Raw genomic sequence first — 18,246 nt, forward strand, 5'->3', positions numbered from 1 at the left:
AAAAGGAAAACACCATGCCCGCCCAAGAACTGCAAAAACAGCTCGAGACCCTGCGCGAGCAGCTGGAGCAGAATCCGCCGCTGTCGGAAGCCGAGCGTGAGGATTTGCATGCGCTGATGAAGCAGATTGAACTGGAACTTGAGCTCGAAACCAAGACCAACGACTCGAACATTGCCGACGGCGTGAACCTCGCCGTTGAACGCTTTGAAGTTGACCATCCAACCATAGCTGGCACCCTGCGCAACATCGTCAATGCGCTGGGTAGCATGGGGATCTGACTCCCCCCGAAACGCAAAAAGCCCTGCCATCACTGGCAGGGCTTTTTCATTTCCAGATTGGCAATGCAATCCCCTACAGTTGATCTTTATTGACGTACGAGCCGATGGTTCGGCAGCTGTACGCTTTCGGTGCTGCGATACGGGTTGATGTCCAGTCCGCCGCGACGTACGTAACGGGCAAATACCGTGAGCTTCTCAGGTTTCAGAAGACGCTGCAGATCCAGGAAAATCCGCTCCACACATTGCTCATGGAAGTCCGAGTGCTGGCGGAAGCTGACGATGTATTCCAGCAGGCTGGCGTGATCCAGCGCCGAACCACGGTACTCCACCACCACGCTGCCCCAGTCTGGCTGGCTGGTCACCGGGCAATTGGATTTGAGCAGGTGGCTATACACCGTCTCTTCGACAACCCGCGATTCATCGCAGCGCAGCAATTCCGGGCGCGGATGCTCATAGTTGCTGACGCTGATATCCAGATCATCAATGCACACGCCGGGCAATGCCACGACGCCTTCCGCTTCAACGTCCTTCAGGCTGCGAACCCGAACGCCCACCGGCTTGCCGGCAGCGGCCGACAAATCCTTGACCAGCGTCGCTTCCAATGTCGCGATGTCGGCAAACGCCGTCTGGTTCAGCGAGTTCAGGTACAGCTTGAACGACTTCGACTCGATGATATTCGGCGAGTCCGCCGGAATGCTGAATTCGCCGATCGCCACCACCGGCTTACCGGATGGCAGCAGCCACGACAGCTCGAAGCAGTTCCAGAAATCCACACCTTTATACGGCAGGGTTTCGGCGGTCAGACCCAGCTCGGCCCATTTCGCGGTGCGCGGAATCGGGAACAGCAGGGACGGCGTGTACGTGGCGATGTATTCGCTGGATTTGCCCAGCGGCGAGTGTTCGGCTGCGGGATGCATGGCGGAAACCTGACTGAAGAATCAGCGGATTCTACCAGCCTTTGCCCGCGCCTTTGAGTGCTTACTGACTGACAGTCAGTTTGCCGACCATGCCCGCCTGATAATGCCCGGGAATATTGCAGGCAAATTCCAGACTGGTCGCCTTGTTGAAGGTCCAGGTCAGTTCGGCGGTTTTGCCCGGCTCGACCAACACGCTGTTCGGATCATCGTGCTTCATGCCATGGCCCATCGCTGCGTGATCCATGCCGGCCATATCGTGGGACATTTCCTTCATGCCGGTAGGCGTGAGCATGCCGCTTTGTTGCATCTGCAACATTTCCTGCTGGTGTCTGGCATGCATCGCTGCGTCGCCGAGGTTGAATTCGTGCAACAACTGGCCTTTATTCACCAGCACAAAGCGAACGGTCTCACCGGCCTTGACCTGAATCGCCTTCGGGTCGAACGACATGTCGTTCAACACCACTTCAATGCTGCGCGTGGCTTTGGCGGCAGGCGCTGGCTGGCCAAATTCGTAGGTGTGAGCCGGCGCGGCCCACACTGGCGAACTCAGCGCCAACAGACAGGCAGCCAACGTCAGGGATTGGCGTAAAAACATGGTCGTTCTCCAACAAGATAAGGTTCAGCCTGTGGGAAACTTTAGCCGGCCTGCGCTGGCATCTACCTGACAGGCAGATTACAACTTTGTCAGGTTGGCGCCTGTCGCCTGCTCTCAAGGTATAAAGCTTTCGTTTCTACACCCCGAACAAAACCGAGTCGCCCATGAAACTGTTGATCGTCGAAGACCAAGCGAAAACCGGCCAATACCTGCGCCAGGGCCTGACCGAGGCCGGGTTCAATACGGAGCTGGTGGCCGACGGCAACAGCGGTCAGCAACTGGCACTGAGCGGCGATTATGCGCTGCTGATCCTCGACGTGATGCTGCCGGGCCGCAACGGCTGGCAGATTCTGCACGCGGTGCGCAGCGCCGGGCTGGATACGCCGGTACTTTTTCTGACGGCCAAAGACGCCGTGGAAGACAGGGTTCACGGCCTCGAACTTGGCGCCGACGATTATCTGGTCAAACCGTTCGCCTTCTCCGAACTGCTCGCACGAGTGCGCAGCCTGTTGCGTCGCGGCAGTGCCACAGCGCAGGAAACCAGCCTGCAACTGGCCGATCTGCGCCTGGACCTGATTCGCCGCCGGGTCGAGCGCAGTGGTCAGCGTATCGATCTGACCGCCAAGGAATTCGCGCTGCTGGAAATGCTTCTGCGTCGCCAAGGCGAAGTGCTGCCGAAATCGCTGATTGCCTCACAGGTCTGGGACATGAATTTCGACAGCGACACCAATGTCATCGAAGTGGCGATCCGCCGATTGCGCCTGAAGATCGACGATGAATTCCCTAACAAACTGATCCACACCGTGCGCGGCATGGGTTACGTGCTCGAAGAGCGTGGCGCCTGATGCGCCGGTTGTCACTGAGTTCGCGCCTGGCCTTGTTGTTTGCCGCGTGCACCGCCGTGGTTTCACTGTTCGCCGGCGTGCTGTTCGACCGCGCCAGCGAGGCGCACTTTATCGAACTCGATCAACAGCAATTGGACGGCAAACTGATTGGCCTGCGCCGCGCCTTGCAGGATGTTCAACCCGCTCAACGTGAAGCACGGCTGGCGGATGAGCTGAGCCGTCAGGCCGATCTGTCGCTGCGCATCACCGGCAGCGACGGCCAACGCTGGTACGACAGTTCGACGCAGATCCCCAAGGATTTACCGCAACAATCGGGTCTGTCGACGATCAGCAACGACGGTACCGACTATCGCGTACTCAACGCCCCGCTCTCCCCGGACCAACCCGAGTCGCCGCAATTGACCTTGTTGCTGGACATCACCCATCACCAGCACTTCCTGCAACGCATGCAGCATCTGATCTGGCTGACAGTCGGCCTTTCGGCGTTGGCCACTGCTTTGCTCGGTGCCTGGGCCGCACGCAGCGGCTTGCGGCCATTGCGGCGCATGAGTGCAGTCGCCCGTGGGATTTCCGCACAATCGCTGAATGCCCGACTCCCAGAAGAACAAATGCCGCCAGAACTTGCGGAAATGGCCCACAGCTTCAACGCCATGCTCGCACGCCTCGACGACTCGTTTCAGCGGCTCTCGGCGTTTTCCGCCGACATCGCCCATGAACTGCGCACACCGCTGTCGAACCTGCTTACTCACACCCAAGTCACCCTTACCCGCCCACGGCCGATCGAGGATTACCGCGAAGCGCTGCACAGCAACCTCGAAGAGCTGCAATGGATGGCGCAACTGGTCAACGACATGTTGTACCTGGCCAAGGCTGATCACGGTTTGCTGATGCCCAAGTGCGAACCCTTGGAATTGGCGGATGAGACCGATCTGCTGCTGGAGTTTTTTGCGCCGCTGGCGGAGGACGCCGGGGTCAAGCTGACGCGCGAGGGCAATGCGCGGATCGAGGGTGATCGCAGCATGTTGCGCCGGGCCTTGTCGAACTTGCTGGATAACGCGTTGCGGTTTACCCCGGCTGAGGGCTATGTGAGCTTGCGGATCGTTGATCAACAGAGCGCTGTGCGCGTTTCAGTCGAGAACAGTGGCGAGGGGATTTCTGCGGAGTTGTTGCCACGGCTGTTTGACCGGTTTTATCGGGCCGATCCGGCGCGACAGGAAGGCAGCAGCGAGCATGCGGGGTTGGGGCTGGCGATTACTCAGTCGATCGTCCGCGCCCATGGTGGGCAGATTCATTGCGAATCCAAAGCGGGATGGACGCGGTTTGTGATTGAGCTGCCCAAGGGAGATTGAGGCCAGCAGTTGCGGCCCCTTCGCGAGCAGGCTCACTCCCACATTGGATCTGCGTCGTTCACAAATCCCCTGTGGGAGCGAGCCTGCTCGCGAAAGCGGTCTAAAGGTTTACGAATATCTCAGGGCGTGAGCCGGCTCGATCTTCGCCGCTCGCCACGCCGGATAGACCGTCGCCAGGAAGCTCAGAATAAAGCCCGCCGAGCAAATCAACAGCACGTCCCCACCCTGCAATTCCGACGGCAGATTGCTGACGAAATACACGTCGGAACTGAAGATATGCTGGCCGCTGACTCGCTCGATCCAGCCCACGATCTGACTGACATTCAGCGCCGCGATCACACCCAACACGCCGCCAATGATCGTGCCGACAATGCCGATTACCGTGCCCTGCACCATGAAGATCGCCATGATCTGCCGTGGCGTGGCGCCGATGGTACGCAGGATCGCGATGTCCGCGCCCTTGTCGTTCACCACCATGATCAACGTCGCAATGATGTTGAACGCCGCCACCGCGACGATCATCAGCAACAGCAGGCCGATCATGGTTTTTTCCATCTTCATCGCACTGAACAGACTGCCCTGGGTGTGGGTCCAGTCGTCAGCCTTGAACTCGGCGCCCAAACCGGCGGCGATGTCCGAGGAGACTTTCGGCGCGGCGTACAGGTCTTTCACCGCCAGACGCACACTTTGCACCTGATTCGGCTCCCAGTGCTGCATGGTTGCGGCGTCAGCCACATGGATCAGGCCCATCGAGCCGTCCAGTTCGGCGCCAACCTTGAACACGCCGACCACGTTCAGACGCTGCATACGCGGGGTGATGCCACCCGGCGCAGTGCTGACTTCCGGGACGATCAGGGTGATCTTGTCGCCAACATTGAGACGGAAACGGCGGGCGGTGATTTCACCAATCACCACACCGAACTCGCCCGGCTTCAAGGCGTCGAGACGGCCCTGCACGATGTGCTGGGCAACGATCGACACCTTGCCTTCCTGTGCCGGGTCAACACCACTGATCTGGATCGGCTGCATCAAGCCCTTGTAGGACAGCATGCCTTCCATTTCAGTGAACGGCACGGCCGCAGTCACTTCAGGATTCTTCATCGCGGCAGCAGCCACAGGCTGCCAGTCATCGATCGGCTTGACGCCAACGATGGTCGCGTGCGGCACCATGCCGAGGATGCGCGAGCTCATTTCGCGCTGGAAGCCGTTCATCACCGACAACACCACGATCATCGCCAGCACGCCGAGGGCGAGGCCGATCATCGAGGTCATCGAAATGAACGAAACAAAGCGATTGCGGCGCTTGGCGCGGGTATAGCGCGTGCCGATAAAGATCGATAACGGTCTGAACATTCGCTGGGGCACCGTATAAAAATAAAAGACCCGACGTCTTTGCAGGCGTCGGGTTTCAGCCAATCAGATGGGCGTCAGGCAACCTTCTTGCAGGTGCAATACGCGATCCATCTGGCGGGCCAGGTTCATGTCGTGGGTCACCACCAGGAACGCCGTGCGCATGGAGGTGCTGAGTTCCAGCATCAAATCCTGAATGCCTTGGGCGGTGTGGGAGTCGAGATTGCCGGTTGGCTCGTCGAGCATCACCAGGCCAGGCTTGTTCACCAGCGCACGGGCGATGGCCACACGCTGACGCTCACCACCGGACAGTTCCGCCGGTTTGTGCTCCAGACGATGACCGAGGCCGACGCGTTCCAGCAAAGCCGTGGCGCGCTGACGGGCTTCCGGGATCGGCGTCTTGCCGATCAACAGCGGCATGCAGACGTTTTCCAGCGCGGTGAATTCCGGCAGCAAGTGGTGGAACTGGTAAACGAAACCGAGCGCACGGTTACGCAGCAGGCCACGCTTCTTCTCGCTCAGTGCCGACAGTTCTTCACCGTCGAGCCAGACGCTGCCCTTGGTCGGCGTATCGAGACCGCCCAACAGGTTGAGCAAGGTACTTTTGCCCGAACCCGAGGTGCCGACGATCGCCACACGCTCGCCCGGGTGCAACTCCAGTTGCAGGCCGGCCAGTACTTCTACCGATTCCGGGCCTTCCTCGTAGGATTTGCCCAGGTTGCGGCAGCTCAGGATTGCTTGTTCACTCATGCCCGACTCACTCATAACGTAGCGCCTCCGCCGGCTGGGTGCGCGCGGCACGCCAGGCTGGATACAGGGTGGCGAGAAAACTCAGGACCAACGCAGCAGCGCAGACCATGACGACATCCTGGCTCTGTACCTGCGACGGAAGATAATCAATGAAATACACGTCAGCATTAAGGAATTTGTGGCCGATCAGGCCTTCCAGTGCCGAGATCGCCGCGCTGACATTAAGCGCCGCGAAGATGCCGACCACCGCGCCAATCGCTGTGCCGACCACACCGATCACCGTGCCTTGCACCATGAACGTGCGCATGATCGTGCCCGGCGTCGCGCCCAACGTACGCAGAATGGCGATGTCGCCCTTCTTGTCGTTGACCACCATCACCAGCGTGGAAATGATATTGAACGCAGCCACAGCGACAATCAGCAGCAACAGCAGACCGATCATGGCTTTTTCCATACGGATTGCCTGATACAGATTGCCGTGGGTGCGCGTCCAGTCACGGGCGTAGTAATGGTCTTCGCCGAGTTGCTGGGCGATGTTCCACGCCACACGCGGTGCCTGGAACAGGTCGTCGAACTTCAGGCGAATACCCTGCACCTGATCCGGTTTCCAGCGGTGCATCTTCGCCATATCCTGCAGGTTGGTCACACCCAGATAACCGTCGAGCTCGCCGGCGCCGACATGGAAAATGCCGACCACGGTAAAGCGCTTCATGCGCGGGAACATCCCGGCCGGGGTCACGCTGACCTCCGGGGCGACGAAGGTGACCTTGTCACCGATGCCGACACCGAGCTTGGTCGCGGCCTTGTCGCCGATGACGATGCCGAAGCTGCCCGGCGTCAAATCGTCGAGTTTGCCCTGCTTCATGAAGTTGTCGATGATCGACACGTTGCGCTCGAGCGCAGGGTCGATGGCGTTGAGCAACACCTTGGACACCTGACCGTTATTGGTCAGCAGGCCCTGCATCTGGGTAAACGGCGCAACCGCCGTCACCTGCGGGTTCTGCTTGACCTGGGTCGCGAGGCTTTGCCAATCGTTGATCGGCTCAGTGGATTCAATGGTCGCGTGGGGCACCATGCCCAGCACGCGGGTGCGCATCTCATGATCGAAGCCATTCATCACCGACAACACGACGATCATCACGACCACGCCAAGGGCGAGCCCGATCATCGAAGTCAGGGAAATGAATGACACAAAATGATTGCGACGCTTTGCACGGGTATAACGCGTGCCGATAAATACGAAGAGAGGTCTGAACATGTCGGGGCTTGTTCGGAGGGAAAAGGAACGTCCTTGTGGCGGGGGTCGATAACCAGCTTTACACTCAGACCACCGCCGCTACCATGGGTTCGCCATGTCGACATTAGATGAAGAAGATCGCCGCGAATACTACCGTATCGAGGACACGATCGCACTGGAAATTCGGCCCCTGTCCGCTCCCGAAGCCGCAGGCCAGGAAGTGTTGCAGGATGCTTCCCCACTCTTCAACCTGCTCAGCGAACTGCACCTGAGCGAATTCGAGTCGCAGCACCTGTTGCGCCAGATCAGCGAGCGCGACCGGGCCATCGCTGCGTTCCTGAAATCCCAGAACAAGCGCATCGACCTGCTCAGCCAGGTGGTCGCCCTGACCGTGCTCGGCCATATCGGCGAGCCGCAACCGGTGATCATCTCCGAGGGCGGGATCGACTTTCAGCACCCGACACCGATTGCCACCGGTGCACACCTGTCGGTGAAACTGGTGCTGATGCCGCAAGCGTTGGGCCTGCTGCTGCGCGCTCGCGTCACCCATTGTGATCGCAAAGGCGAAGGCTACGACGTCGGCACCGAGTTCGAACACTTGACCGACGCCCAGCGCCAGTTGCTCGCCCGCTATATCTTGCAGAAGCAGGCTCAGGAACGACGTCTGGCCCGCGAACAGAACGAATCAGGCATTTAATTTAAGGAAGAACCGTGACCCTCATCTACGGCCACCGCGGCGCCAAGGGCGAAGCACCGGAAAACACCCTGAGCAGTTTTCAGGAATGTCTCAAGCACGGCGTGCGCCGCTGCGAACTCGATCTGCACCTGTCCAAGGACGGCGAGTTGATGGTCATCCACGACCCGACCCTCAAGCGCACCACGGAACGCCGCGGCAAAGTCGTTGAGCACACTGCCGCCGAACTGGTGACCTACGACGCGCGCAAGGGCGGTCCGGGCTGGATCAAGCCGTGCCCGATTCCGACGCTGGAAGAGCTGTTCGAAAAGTGCGATTTCGAGCACTGGCAACTGGAAGTCAAAAGCGCTTCACGCACTCGCGCCGCAACCACGGTGCTGGCGATTCGTGAAATGGCTCAGCGCCATGGCCTGCTTGACAAGGTGACGATCACCTCGAGTTCGCGGGAAGTGCTGAAAGCAGCGCTGGATCTGGTGCCGGACGTGTCGCGCGGACTGGTCGCCGAATACGCCTGGCTCGACCCGTTGAAGGTCGCGGCCAGCTATGGCTGTGAGATTCTCGCTTTGAACTGGACGCTGTGTACGCCGGAACGCCTGCAGAAGGCGCAGCGTCAGGGGCTGCATGTGTCGGTGTGGACCGTCAACGAGCCTGCGCTGATGCGCAGACTCGCCGACTTCGGCGTTGACAGCCTGATTACAGACTTTCCCGGTTTGGCCACTGCCACGCTCGAGAATTGCTGAAATCGGTCTCCCCGGCCGGCTCAGGCCACCGGCCGGAGCCCGTCAAAAAAGCCGGTTGAGGCCGTCGTACGCCGCTACCCGATAGGCTTCGGCCATGGTCGGGTAGTTGAACGTGGTGTTGACGAAATACTTCAGGGTGTTCAGCTCGCCCGGCTGGCTCATGATCGCCTGACCGATGTGGACGATCTCCGACGCCTGATAACCGAAGCAGTGAACGCCCAGCACTTCCAGGGTTTCACGGTGGAACAGGATCTTCAGCATGCCTTGCGGCTCGCCGGCGATCTGCGCACGCGCCATGCTCTTGAAGAACGCCTTGCCGACTTCGTACGGCACCTTGGCCTGGGTCAGTTCCTGCTCGTTCTTGCCGATCGAACTGATCTCCGGAATGGTGTAGATGCCGGTCGGCACGTCATTCACAAAGCGCCAGCTACCGTTATCAACAATGCTGCCAGCAGCCGAACGACCCTGGTCGTGGGCGGCACTGGCCAGGCTCGGCCAGCCGATCACGTCGCCGGCGCCGTAGATGTTTGGCACGCAGGTGCGGTACGCCTCGTCGACTTCGATCTGCCCACGGCTGTTGACCTTGACGCCGATGTTTTCCAGACCCAGCTGGTCGGTGTTACCGGTACGGCCGTTGCACCAGAGCAAGGCGTCGGCCTTGATCTTCTTGCCGGACTTCAGGTGCAGGATCACACCGTTGTCGACGCCTTCAACGCGATCGTAATCTTCGTTGTGGCGCACGGTGATGTTGTTGTTGCTGAAGTGGTAGCTCAACGCCTGAGAGATTTCCGAGTCGAGGAAGCTCAGCAACTGACCACGGTTATCGACCAGTTCGACCAGTACACCCAGACCGCTGAAGATCGAGGCGTATTCGCAACCGATCACGCCAGCGCCGTAAACGATCAGTTTGCGCGGGGTGTGGTTGAGGCTGAGGATGGTGTCGCTATCGTAGATACGCGGGTGGTGAAAATCGATGTCCGCCGGGCGATACGGGCGCGAACCGGTGGCGATGATGATGTGCTTGGCCACCAGTTTTTCGACCACACCGTTGGCGCAGACCACTTCGATGGTTTGCTCGTCGGCGAAGCTGCCGGTGCCGAAGAATACGTCGACGCGGTTACGGGCGTAGTAGCCGGTACGCGAAGCAACTTGTTTGGAAATGACTTTTTCGGCGCTTTTCAACACGTCCGGGAAGGAGAACCAGCGTGGCTCGCCGATCGCCCGGAACATGGGATTAGTGTTGAACTGCATGATCTGCCGCACCGAGTGACGCAGTGCCTTGGACGGGATGGTGCCGAGGTGGGTGCAGTTGCCGCCGACCTGGCGACGGCTGTCGACCATCGCGACCTTGCGCCCTGCTTTGGCGGCGTTCATTGCCGCGCCTTCTCCCGCCGGGCCGGAACCCAGCACCACCACGTCGTAGTTGTAGACAGCCATGCGTACTCCTCAGAACAGGCCGCGGTGCCAGCAGCACCGGCGGCTAAATCACGCCGAACGGCGGCGCGAAGGAACAATTGGGGGTCAATCAAGAACCCGGACACAGTCTATAGAAGCGTCAACGCCGCGCACATTAACCCTTGGTCGCGTCGTAGGCTACTTTTGCCTGCACTACAACGCCAGCTTTCGTATTGTTCTCAGTCAGTTTTCTTGCCACTGAGGCGTTCGAAAGCCGCGTTGGTGCGGACGACAAAACCTGTATCGGCACGAATCACAAAGAATGCACCAATGTCATGTTTTTCGGCATAGTCCCACGCCCTTTCCGGGCCGAGAATCAGCAACAGCGTCGATAGTCCATCGGCCATCAACGCTGAAGGATGAATCACCGTGACTGACGCCAGATCGTGTAGGACCGGTGCGCCAGTGCGCGCATCGAAGGTGTGGGAATAACGCCGGCCGCCCTGCAGGAAATAGTTACGGTAGTCGCCCGAGGTGGAGACGCCGTAGCCGTCGACATCAATGATGCGCTCGGCGACCTGCTGATCGTCGCTGGGCTCTTCCAGAGCGATGCGCCACGATGAGCCGTCAAGCTTGCGGCCCTTGGCCTTGAGCTCCCCCGTAGCTTCAGCGAGGTAATCGTGAATGCCCAGCGCATCGAGCCGTGCCGCAATAGTGTCGACGGCATAACCGGCGGCGATGCTGTTGAAATCAACCTCGACGGCGGCATCCTTGCACAACTGATCGCCATTGATATGTAGATGCTGGTGACCAACCCGTCGCATCACCTCGGCCAGCGCAGCGGCATCAGGGACTTTCTCTTCACGACCTTGCGGGCCGAAGCCCCAGAGATTCATCAGCGGTTCGACAGTGAGGTCGTAGGAGCCTTCGCTTTGCACTGACAGTTGTTCGCCAACACGGACCAGTTCGAGCACCGACGCGGGCATGTTCTGACAGCTGTTAACCGGCAAGTCATTGAATCGCTCAATGTCCGAATCACTACGATAGGTGGACAGTTGACGGTCGACTTCGCCGAGGATGCCCTCCACTTCCCGGCGAACTTGCGCGGGGTCTGCGAGGCCAGCGTGACGCACGTACTTGATCGAATACGTGCTGCCCATCGTCGGCCCGCCAAAGCTTTCCATGGAATCGCCATTGCCGCAGCCGGCCAATACGCCAGCCAGAATCACAAGCCCAAGCAAGCGTCCAGTGAACAATTATTCATCTCTCCGTAAAACCACGGCGGCCATTATGAATTAAAGGATCTGCAACATCTTTATACAAAATCCAATAGTGAGTACCTGAACATGTCCACCACCACGGGCAAAGGCAAAGCGATCTTTCGCGTTGTCAGCGGCAACTTCCTCGAAATGTTCGACTTCATGGTCTATGGCTTTTACGCCACGGCCATCGCCAAAACCTTCTTCCCGACTGACAGCGCTTTCGCCTCGCTGATGCTTTCGCTGGCGACCTTCGGCGCGGGTTTCCTGATGCGCCCGCTGGGGGCGATTTTCCTTGGCGCTTATATTGACCGTCATGGCCGTCGCCAAGGGCTGATCATCACGCTAGCGCTGATGGCTGCTGGTACGGTGCTGATTGCCTGCGTGCCGGGCTACGCGACCCTCGGCGTCGCCGCACCGCTGATCGTGCTGTTCGGTCGCTTGCTGCAAGGCTTTTCGGCCGGCGTGGAACTGGGCGGTGTGTCTGTCTATCTGGCAGAGATCGCCACACCGGGCCGCAAGGGTTTCTTCGTCAGTTGGCAGTCCGCCAGCCAGCAAGCAGCCGTAGTCTTTGCCGGATTGCTCGGCGTCGGCCTCAACCATTGGCTGAGCCCGGAACAAATGGGCGATTGGGGCTGGCGCGTACCATTCCTGATCGGCTGCATGATTGTGCCGGTGATCTTCGTCATTCGTCGCTCGCTGGAGGAAACCCCAGAGTTCCAGGCCAGAAAACACCGCCCTACTCTGCGGGAAATCGTCCGCTCGATCGGTCAGAACTTTGGCATCGTCATCGCTGGCATGGCGCTGGTGGTGATGACCACGGTTTCTTTTTACCTGATCACTGCCTACACCCCGACCTTCGGCAAGGCTGAGCTGCACTTGTCGGACTTTGATGCGTTGCTGGTGACGGTGTGCATCGGCCTGTCGAACTTCTTCTGGTTGCCGGTGATGGGTTCAGTGTCTGACAAGATCGGACGTAAACCCCTACTGCTGGCAGCGACGATTCTGGCAATTCTGACGGCCTACCCTGCCCTGTCGTGGCTGGTGGCGAACCCGAGCTTCAGCCATTTGCTGATCGTCGAGTTGTGGTTGTCGTTCCTGTACGGCTCGTACAACGGCGCGATGGTGGTGGCGCTGACCGAGATCATGCCGGTGGAAGTGCGTACGACCGGGTTCTCGCTGGCTTACAGCCTGGCAACGGCGACGTTCGGCGGTTTTACCCCGGCGGCGTGTACTTATCTGATTCATGTGCTGGATAACAAGGCTGCGCCGGGGATCTGGCTGAGTGGTGCGGCGGTGTTGGGGCTGATTGCGACGCTGGTGTTGTTCCGGGGCAATAAGCATGAACTGCGCACCGCGCAAGCGGCCATACCCGGCGGCGCCCGATAAATCGCTTTCGCGAGCAGGCTCGCTCCCACACTGGATCTGTGTCGCTCAGACAATCCCCTGTGGGAGCGAGCCTGCTCGCGAAGAGGCCAGCACTGACAACACAGCTCTAAACGGCACACAAACAAAAACGCCCCGACCTAAGTCGGGGCGTTTTCATTTGCAACGAGTGCTTAGCGCGGGAACGCTGGCGGGTTTACACCGGCCATATCTTCCATCACGCGGATAACCTGGCAGCTGTAACCGAACTCGTTGTCGTACCAGACGTACAGAACAACGCGGTTGTCCTGCACGATGGTCGCTTCAGCGTCGACCACACCGGCGTGGCGCGAGCCAACGAAGTCGGTCGAAACCACTTCCTGCGAGTTGACGAAGTCGATTTGCTTGTGCAGATCGGAGTGCAGCGCCATGTAGCGCAGGTACTCGTTCATCTCTTCACGGGTGGCGGCTTTCTCGAGGTTGAGGTTGAGAATGGCCATCGACACGTTCGGCGTCGGAACACGGATCGCGTTACCGGTCAGCTTGCCAGCCAGCTCAGGCAGGGCCTTGGCAGCAGCGGTGGCAGCACCGGTCTCAGTGATCACCATGTTCAGTGCGGCGCTACGACCACGGCGATCGCCTTTGTGGAAGTTGTCGATCAGGTTCTGGTCGTTGGTGTACGAGTGAACGGTTTCGACGTGACCGTTGATGATGCCGAACTTGTCATTCACAGCCTTCAGCACCGGCACGATGGCGTTGGTGGTGCAGGAAGCGGCGGACACGATCTTGTCGTCAGCGGTGATTTCACCGTGGTTGATACCGTGAACGATGTTCTTCAGCTTGCCTTTGCCAGGTGCGGTCAGAACAACGCGGTCGATACCCGGGCACTGCAAGTGCTGGCCCAGACCATCGGCGTCACGCCAAACACCGGTGTTGTCCACCAGCAGCGCGTCTTTGATGCCGTACTGGGTGTAATCCACCTCGGTAGGGTTCTTCGCGTAGATCACCTGGATCAGGTTACCGTTGGCGGTGATGGTGTTGTTTTCTTCGTCGATGGTAATGGTGCCGTTGAACGAACCGTGTACCGAATCACGACGCAGCAGGCTGGCGCGTTTGGTCAGGTCGTTTTCGGCGCCTTTGCGCACGACGATGGCACGCAGACGCAGGCCGTCGCCACCACCGGTTTTTTCGATCAGGATGCGCGCCAGCAGACGGCCGATACGACCGAAGCCGTACAGCACAACGTCGGTGCCTTTACGTGCGGAAGCGTTTTGCTGGCCAACCACGTCAGCCATCTCTTCACGAACGAACTGCTCGGCGCTGCGGCCATTGCCTTCGTTACGGAATTTGAACGCCAACTTGCCCAGATCTACCGAAGCCGCGCCGAGCTTGAGCTCGCTCATGGCTTTGAGCAGTGGGAATGTTTCGTGGACGGAGAGTTCGCTGTCGTCGGAAGAACGGTGGCGCGCAAAGCGGTGAGCTTTGAGAATCGCGATGACAGACTGGTTGATCAGGCTGCGGCCATAGATCGAGCTCACCACGTTGTTATTGCGGTAGAGCTGACCGATAAGCGGAATCATCGCTTCTGCGAGTGCTTCACGGTCGATCCATTCACCAAGACACTGGTCGGGCTTCTGAGTCACGGTAACCTTCCACATGTAGGGGCAGAAAAAAGGGGCTACATTATGCCGCCGACAACCTCCTGTAGCAATGCGCGCTTGTCGCGAAATCGGTAACAAAATTCCGTTCAAAAAAATTACGCCCCTCTAAAGCCCAGTAAAACCGGGGCTTTCAGCCCAGTCAATTTTTCGACGACTGTTAGACGATGTCTGTAACCCTCCGTAACACCACCCGCTTTCGGCACTACATAACCGCTAAAAAACGGCTGGTTTTTATGGTTACCACTACATTTCGTCCAAACAACGAAGATAGACGTAGTCTGCAACTGACAGGCGGCACCGGACGCCGCTACAATTACCGACTTTGTCGCAAAGCCTGGAGCTCAACCTTCCGTGCCCGTTCTGCGTCTACCGCTACTCCCTGCCGAGGCAGGTAAACAGCATTGGGGCAATCTGCCCGGTGCTGCCCTCAGCCTGGCGATTGCCGAGGCTGCCAGCGCTGCCAAGCGCTTCACCCTGCTACTGACCGCCGACAGCCAGAGCGCTGAACGACTGGAACAGGAGCTGAGTTTCTTCGCCCCGGATTTGCCCGTACTGCATTTTCCCGACTGGGAAACCCTGCCCTACGACCTGTTCTCGCCGCACCAGGACATCATTTCCCAGCGCATCGCCAGCTTATACAGGCTGCCGGAGCTGGCGCACGGCGTGCTGGTGGTGCCGATTACCACGGCGCTGCACCGCCTGGCGCCGACCAAGTTCCTGCTCGGCAGCAGTCTGGTGCTGGATGTCGGCCAGAAACTCGACGTTGAACAGATGCGCTCGCGGCTCGAAGCCAGCGGCTATCGCTACGTCGATACGGTCTACGAGCACGGCGAGTTCACCGTACGCGGTGCGCTGATCGACCTGTTCCCGATGGGCAGCAAACTGCCCTATCGCATTGATCTGTTCGACGACGAAATCGAAACCCTGCGCACCTTCGATCCGGAAAACCAGCGCTCCATCGACAAGGTCGATTCAGTCAAGCTGCTGCCGGCTCGTGAGTTCCCGCTGCAGAAAGACGCGGTCACCCGTTTCAAGGCACGCTTTCGCGAGCGTTTCGACGTCGACTTCCGTCGCTGCCCGATCTTTCAGGATCTGAGCAGCGGCATCACACCGGCAGGCATCGAGTACTACCTGCCGCTGTTCTTCGACGAAACCTCGACCCTGTTCGATTACCTGCCGCAAGACACCCAAGTTTTCTCGCTGCCCGGCATCGAGCAAGCGGCGGAAAACTTCTGGAACGATGTGCGCAATCGCTATGAAGAGCGCCGCGTCGACCCATCGCGTCCTTTATTGCCACCCGCCGAATTGTTCCTGCCGGTGGAAGACTGCTTCGCCCGCTTAAAGAGCTGGCCACGCGTGGTCGCCAGCCAGCAAGACGTAGAAACCGGCGTCGGCCGCGAGCGCTTCCCCGCGCAAGCCCTGCCGAATCTGGCGATTGAAGCCAAAGCCACGCAACCGCTGGCAGCGCTGTCGGCATTTCTCGACGAGTTCCCCGGACGCGTGCTGTTCACCGCCGAATCCGCCGGCCGTCGCGAAGTGCTGCTGGAGTTGCTCGAACGCCTGAAGCTGCGACCGAAAACCGTCGACAGCTGGCCGGACTTCGTCGCGAGCAAGGATCGCCTGGCGATCACCATCGCTCCGCTCGACGAAGGCCTGATGCTCGACGACCCGGCGCTGACCCTGGTCGCGGAAAGTCCGCTGTTCGGCCAACGCGTGATGCAACGTCGTCGTCGCGAGAAACGCAGCGACGTCAGCAATGACGCGGTGATCAAGAACCTCACCGAGCTGCGCGAAGGCGCGCCGGTGGTGCACATCGACCACGGTGTCGGCCGCTATCTGGGCCTGACGATTCTGGAAATCGACAATCAGGCTGCCGAATTCCTCACCCTCGAATACGCCGAGAACGCCAAGCTTTACGTGCCGGTGGCCAACCTGCATTTGATTGCTCGCTATACCGGCAGCGACGATGCGCTGGCCCCGCTGCACCGCCTCGGCTCCGAGGTTTGGCAGAAAGCCAAACGCAAAGCCGCCGAACAGGTGCGCGATGTCGCCGCTGAATTGCTCGACATCTATGCCCGCCGCGCCGCTCGCGAAGGCTACGCATTTGCCGACCCTAAAGCCGATTACGCAACGTTCAGCGCCGGATTCCCGTTCGAAGAAACCCCGGATCAGCAGTCGACCATCGAAGCCGTGCGCGAAGACATGCTCGCGCCGAAACCGATGGATCGACTGGTCTGCGGTGACGTCGGTTTCGGCAAGACCGAAGTGGCCATGCGCGCCGCCTTCATCGCCGTGCACGGTGGCCGTCAGGTGGCGATTCTGGTGCCGACCACCCTGCTCGCCCAACAGCACTACAACAGCTTCCGCGACCGCTTCGCCGACTGGCCGGTGACCGTGGAAGTGATGAGTCGCTTCAAATCGGCCAAGGAAGTCAACGCGGCGATCGCCGATCTGGCAGAAGGCAAGATCGACATCGTCATCGGCACGCACAAACTGCTGTCCGACGACGTGAAAATCAAAAACCTCGGGCTGGTAATCATCGACGAAGAACACCGCTTCGGTGTGCGTCAAAAGGAACAGCTCAAGGCCCTGCGCAGTGAAGTCGACATTCTGACCCTGACCGCCACGCCAATTCCGCGCACGCTGAACATGGCGGTGTCGGGCATGCGCGACCTGTCGATCATCGCCACGCCGCCGGCGCGACGCCTGTCGGTGCGCACCTTCGTCATGGAGCAGAACAAGAGCACGGTCAAAGAGGCCCTGCTCCGCGAACTGCTGCGTGGCGGTCAGGTGTACTACCTGCACAACGATGTGAAAACCATCGAGAAGTGCGCCGCCGATCTCGCCGAACTGGTGCCGGAAGCGCGTATCGGTATCGGCCACGGACAGATGCGCGAGCGCGAACTCGAACAGGTGATGAGCGACTTTTATCACAAGCGTTTCAACGTGCTGATCGCCTCGACCATCATCGAAACCGGTATCGACGTGCCGAGCGCCAACACCATCATCATCGAGCGCGCCGACAAATTCGGTCTGGCGCAACTGCACCAGTTGCGCGGTCGCGTTGGCCGTAGTCACCACCAGGCTTACGCGTACCTGCTGACGCCACCGCGCCAGCAAATCACCTCGGATGCGGAAAAGCGTCTGGAGGCAATTGCCAATACTCAGGATCTCGGAGCCGGTTTCGTCCTGGCCACCAACGACCTGGAAATCCGTGGCGCTGGCGAACTGCTTGGCGATGGTCAAAGCGGACAGATTCAGGCCGTGGGCTTCACGTTGTATATGGAGATGCTGGAACGCGCGGTGAAGTCGATCCGCAAGGGCGAGCAACCGAACCTCGATCAGCCGCTCGGCGGTGGTCCGGAAGTCAATCTGCGGGTGCCGGCGCTGATTCCGGAAGACTATCTGCCGGACGTTCACGCCCGCCTGATCCTGTACAAGCGCATTGCTTCGGCCACCGACGAGGAAGGCTTGAAGGATCTGCAGGTCGAGATGATCGACCGCTTTGGCTTGCTGCCGGAACCGACCAAGAATCTGGTACGCATTACGGCGTTGAAGTTGCAGGCCGAGCAACTGGGCATCAAGAAAGTCGATGGCGGCCCGCAAGGTGGGCGCATCGAGTTCGAAGCGCAAACGCCGGTCGACCCGATGACCCTGATCAAGCTGATCCAGAGCCAGCCCAAACGCTACAAATTCGAAGGCGCGACGATGTTCAAGTTCCAGGTACCGATGGAACGTCCGGAAGAGCGCTTTAATACTGTAGAGGCGCTGTTTGAGCGCCTCCTCCCGAAAACTGTTTGAAGGACGCCGC

The 18,246-nt window shown here is 59.5% G+C and carries 15 protein-coding genes; 7 read left to right on the forward strand and 8 right to left on the reverse strand.

Annotation, left to right across the window (positions count from 1 at the left end; genetic code table 11):
- Positions 1-14 precede the first annotated feature (14 nt).
- Positions 15-278, forward strand: a complete 264-nt coding sequence (locus RMV17_RS20080) for a DUF4404 family protein (protein ID WP_108225793.1) — start codon at positions 15-17, stop codon at positions 276-278.
- A gap of 86 nt (positions 279-364) precedes the next feature.
- Here RMV17_RS20080 and queF read toward each other — a convergent pair whose 3' ends face one another.
- Both queF and RMV17_RS20090 read right to left on the reverse strand, forming a co-directional pair.
- On the reverse strand, positions 365-1,195 hold the full coding sequence (gene queF, locus RMV17_RS20085) for an NADPH-dependent 7-cyano-7-deazaguanine reductase QueF (RefSeq protein ID WP_034156422.1): 831 nt from the start codon (positions 1,193-1,195) through the stop codon (positions 365-367).
- Positions 1,196-1,256: 61 nt separating this feature from the next.
- A complete protein-coding gene (locus tag RMV17_RS20090; RefSeq protein WP_311882011.1) occupies positions 1,257-1,790 on the reverse strand; it encodes a cupredoxin family protein in 534 nt (177 codons plus the stop codon).
- Between the two features lie 164 nt (positions 1,791-1,954).
- Here RMV17_RS20090 and RMV17_RS20095 point away from each other — a divergent pair, with 164 nt between their 5' ends.
- Both RMV17_RS20095 and RMV17_RS20100 read left to right on the forward strand, forming a co-directional pair.
- Positions 1,955-2,635, forward strand: a complete 681-nt coding sequence (locus RMV17_RS20095) for a heavy metal response regulator transcription factor (RefSeq protein ID WP_311882013.1) — start codon at positions 1,955-1,957, stop codon at positions 2,633-2,635.
- Positions 2,635-3,984, forward strand: coding sequence for a heavy metal sensor histidine kinase (locus RMV17_RS20100; RefSeq protein ID WP_311882015.1), 1,350 nt, complete (start codon positions 2,635-2,637; stop codon positions 3,982-3,984). The genes RMV17_RS20095 and RMV17_RS20100 overlap by 1 nt, the downstream gene beginning before the upstream one ends.
- A 108-nt stretch (positions 3,985-4,092) precedes the next feature.
- Here RMV17_RS20100 and RMV17_RS20105 read toward each other — a convergent pair whose 3' ends face one another.
- The 3 genes from RMV17_RS20105 to RMV17_RS20115 form a co-directional block, all read right to left on the reverse strand.
- On the reverse strand, positions 4,093-5,337 hold the full coding sequence (locus RMV17_RS20105; RefSeq protein ID WP_102902248.1) for a lipoprotein-releasing ABC transporter permease subunit: 1,245 nt from the start codon (positions 5,335-5,337) through the stop codon (positions 4,093-4,095).
- A 63-nt stretch (positions 5,338-5,400) separates the two neighbouring features.
- Positions 5,401-6,099 carry a lipoprotein-releasing ABC transporter ATP-binding protein LolD gene (lolD, locus tag RMV17_RS20110; protein WP_007910506.1) on the reverse strand — a complete coding sequence of 233 codons (699 nt, stop codon included), beginning with the start codon at positions 6,097-6,099 and terminating at the stop codon, positions 5,401-5,403.
- Positions 6,092-7,342, reverse strand: a complete 1,251-nt coding sequence (locus RMV17_RS20115) for a lipoprotein-releasing ABC transporter permease subunit (protein WP_311882022.1) — start codon at positions 7,340-7,342, stop codon at positions 6,092-6,094. The genes lolD and RMV17_RS20115 overlap by 8 nt, the downstream gene beginning before the upstream one ends.
- A 94-nt stretch (positions 7,343-7,436) precedes the next feature.
- Between RMV17_RS20115 and RMV17_RS20120 the strand changes: the two genes are divergently transcribed.
- Positions 7,437-8,018 carry a PilZ domain-containing protein gene (locus RMV17_RS20120; RefSeq protein WP_034156427.1) on the forward strand — a complete coding sequence of 194 codons (582 nt, stop codon included), beginning with the start codon at positions 7,437-7,439 and terminating at the stop codon, positions 8,016-8,018.
- A gap of 14 nt (positions 8,019-8,032) precedes the next feature.
- Positions 8,033-8,755, forward strand: a complete 723-nt coding sequence (locus tag RMV17_RS20125) for a glycerophosphodiester phosphodiesterase (protein ID WP_007910500.1) — start codon at positions 8,033-8,035, stop codon at positions 8,753-8,755.
- A gap of 42 nt (positions 8,756-8,797) precedes the next feature.
- On the opposite strand, the gene sthA is transcribed toward RMV17_RS20125, so the two are convergent.
- Together sthA and RMV17_RS20135 are read right to left on the reverse strand one after the other, a co-directional pair.
- Positions 8,798-10,192 carry a Si-specific NAD(P)(+) transhydrogenase gene (gene sthA / locus RMV17_RS20130; protein ID WP_016986738.1) on the reverse strand — a complete coding sequence of 465 codons (1,395 nt, stop codon included), beginning with the start codon at positions 10,190-10,192 and terminating at the stop codon, positions 8,798-8,800.
- Between the two features lie 197 nt (positions 10,193-10,389).
- Positions 10,390-11,334, reverse strand: coding sequence for an FAD:protein FMN transferase (locus tag RMV17_RS20135; RefSeq protein WP_409373137.1), 945 nt, complete (start codon positions 11,332-11,334; stop codon positions 10,390-10,392).
- A gap of 162 nt (positions 11,335-11,496) precedes the next feature.
- Between RMV17_RS20135 and RMV17_RS20140 the strand changes: the two genes are divergently transcribed.
- The gene (locus RMV17_RS20140; RefSeq protein ID WP_034156429.1) at positions 11,497-12,798 is read left to right on the forward strand and encodes an MFS transporter; all 1,302 of its coding nucleotides are present in this window, start codon (positions 11,497-11,499) and stop codon (positions 12,796-12,798) included.
- A gap of 170 nt (positions 12,799-12,968) precedes the next feature.
- Here the strand turns inward: RMV17_RS20140 and RMV17_RS20145 are convergent, their stop codons facing one another.
- On the reverse strand, positions 12,969-14,432 hold the full coding sequence (locus RMV17_RS20145; protein ID WP_034156430.1) for a glyceraldehyde-3-phosphate dehydrogenase: 1,464 nt from the start codon (positions 14,430-14,432) through the stop codon (positions 12,969-12,971).
- Positions 14,433-14,786: 354 nt separating this feature from the next.
- Here RMV17_RS20145 and mfd point away from each other — a divergent pair, with 354 nt between their 5' ends.
- Positions 14,787-18,236 carry a transcription-repair coupling factor gene (gene mfd, locus RMV17_RS20150; protein WP_311882029.1) on the forward strand — a complete coding sequence of 1,150 codons (3,450 nt, stop codon included), beginning with the start codon at positions 14,787-14,789 and terminating at the stop codon, positions 18,234-18,236.
- Positions 18,237-18,246 lie beyond the last annotated feature (10 nt).

This window comes from Pseudomonas sp. VD-NE ins (assembly GCF_031882575.1).
In the GTDB taxonomy this organism is placed as follows: Bacteria; Pseudomonadota; Gammaproteobacteria; order Pseudomonadales; family Pseudomonadaceae; genus Aquipseudomonas; species Aquipseudomonas fluorescens_BZ.

Coding starts and splice junctions, on each gene's coding strand:
- RMV17_RS20115 (WP_311882022.1), bottom strand. CDS start 7,342: ATGTTCAGACCTCTCTTCGTATTTATCGGCACGCGTTATACCCGTGCA.
- RMV17_RS20100 (WP_311882015.1), top strand. CDS start 2,635: ATGCGCCGGTTGTCACTGAGTTCGCGCCTGGCCTTGTTGTTTGCCGCG.
- RMV17_RS20135 (WP_409373137.1), bottom strand. CDS start 11,334: ATGGAAAGCTTTGGCGGGCCGACGATGGGCAGCACGTATTCGATCAAG.
- RMV17_RS20145 (WP_034156430.1), bottom strand. CDS start 14,432: ATGTGGAAGGTTACCGTGACTCAGAAGCCCGACCAGTGTCTTGGTGAA.
- lolD (WP_007910506.1), bottom strand. CDS start 6,099: ATGAGTGAGTCGGGCATGAGTGAACAAGCAATCCTGAGCTGCCGCAAC.
- RMV17_RS20095 (WP_311882013.1), top strand. CDS start 1,955: ATGAAACTGTTGATCGTCGAAGACCAAGCGAAAACCGGCCAATACCTG.
- RMV17_RS20090 (WP_311882011.1), bottom strand. CDS start 1,790: ATGTTTTTACGCCAATCCCTGACGTTGGCTGCCTGTCTGTTGGCGCTG.
- sthA (WP_016986738.1), bottom strand. CDS start 10,192: ATGGCTGTCTACAACTACGACGTGGTGGTGCTGGGTTCCGGCCCGGCG.
- RMV17_RS20140 (WP_034156429.1), top strand. CDS start 11,497: ATGTCCACCACCACGGGCAAAGGCAAAGCGATCTTTCGCGTTGTCAGC.
- RMV17_RS20120 (WP_034156427.1), top strand. CDS start 7,437: ATGTCGACATTAGATGAAGAAGATCGCCGCGAATACTACCGTATCGAG.
- RMV17_RS20105 (WP_102902248.1), bottom strand. CDS start 5,337: ATGTTCAGACCGTTATCGATCTTTATCGGCACGCGCTATACCCGCGCC.
- RMV17_RS20080 (WP_108225793.1), top strand. CDS start 15: ATGCCCGCCCAAGAACTGCAAAAACAGCTCGAGACCCTGCGCGAGCAG.
- queF (WP_034156422.1), bottom strand. CDS start 1,195: ATGCATCCCGCAGCCGAACACTCGCCGCTGGGCAAATCCAGCGAATAC.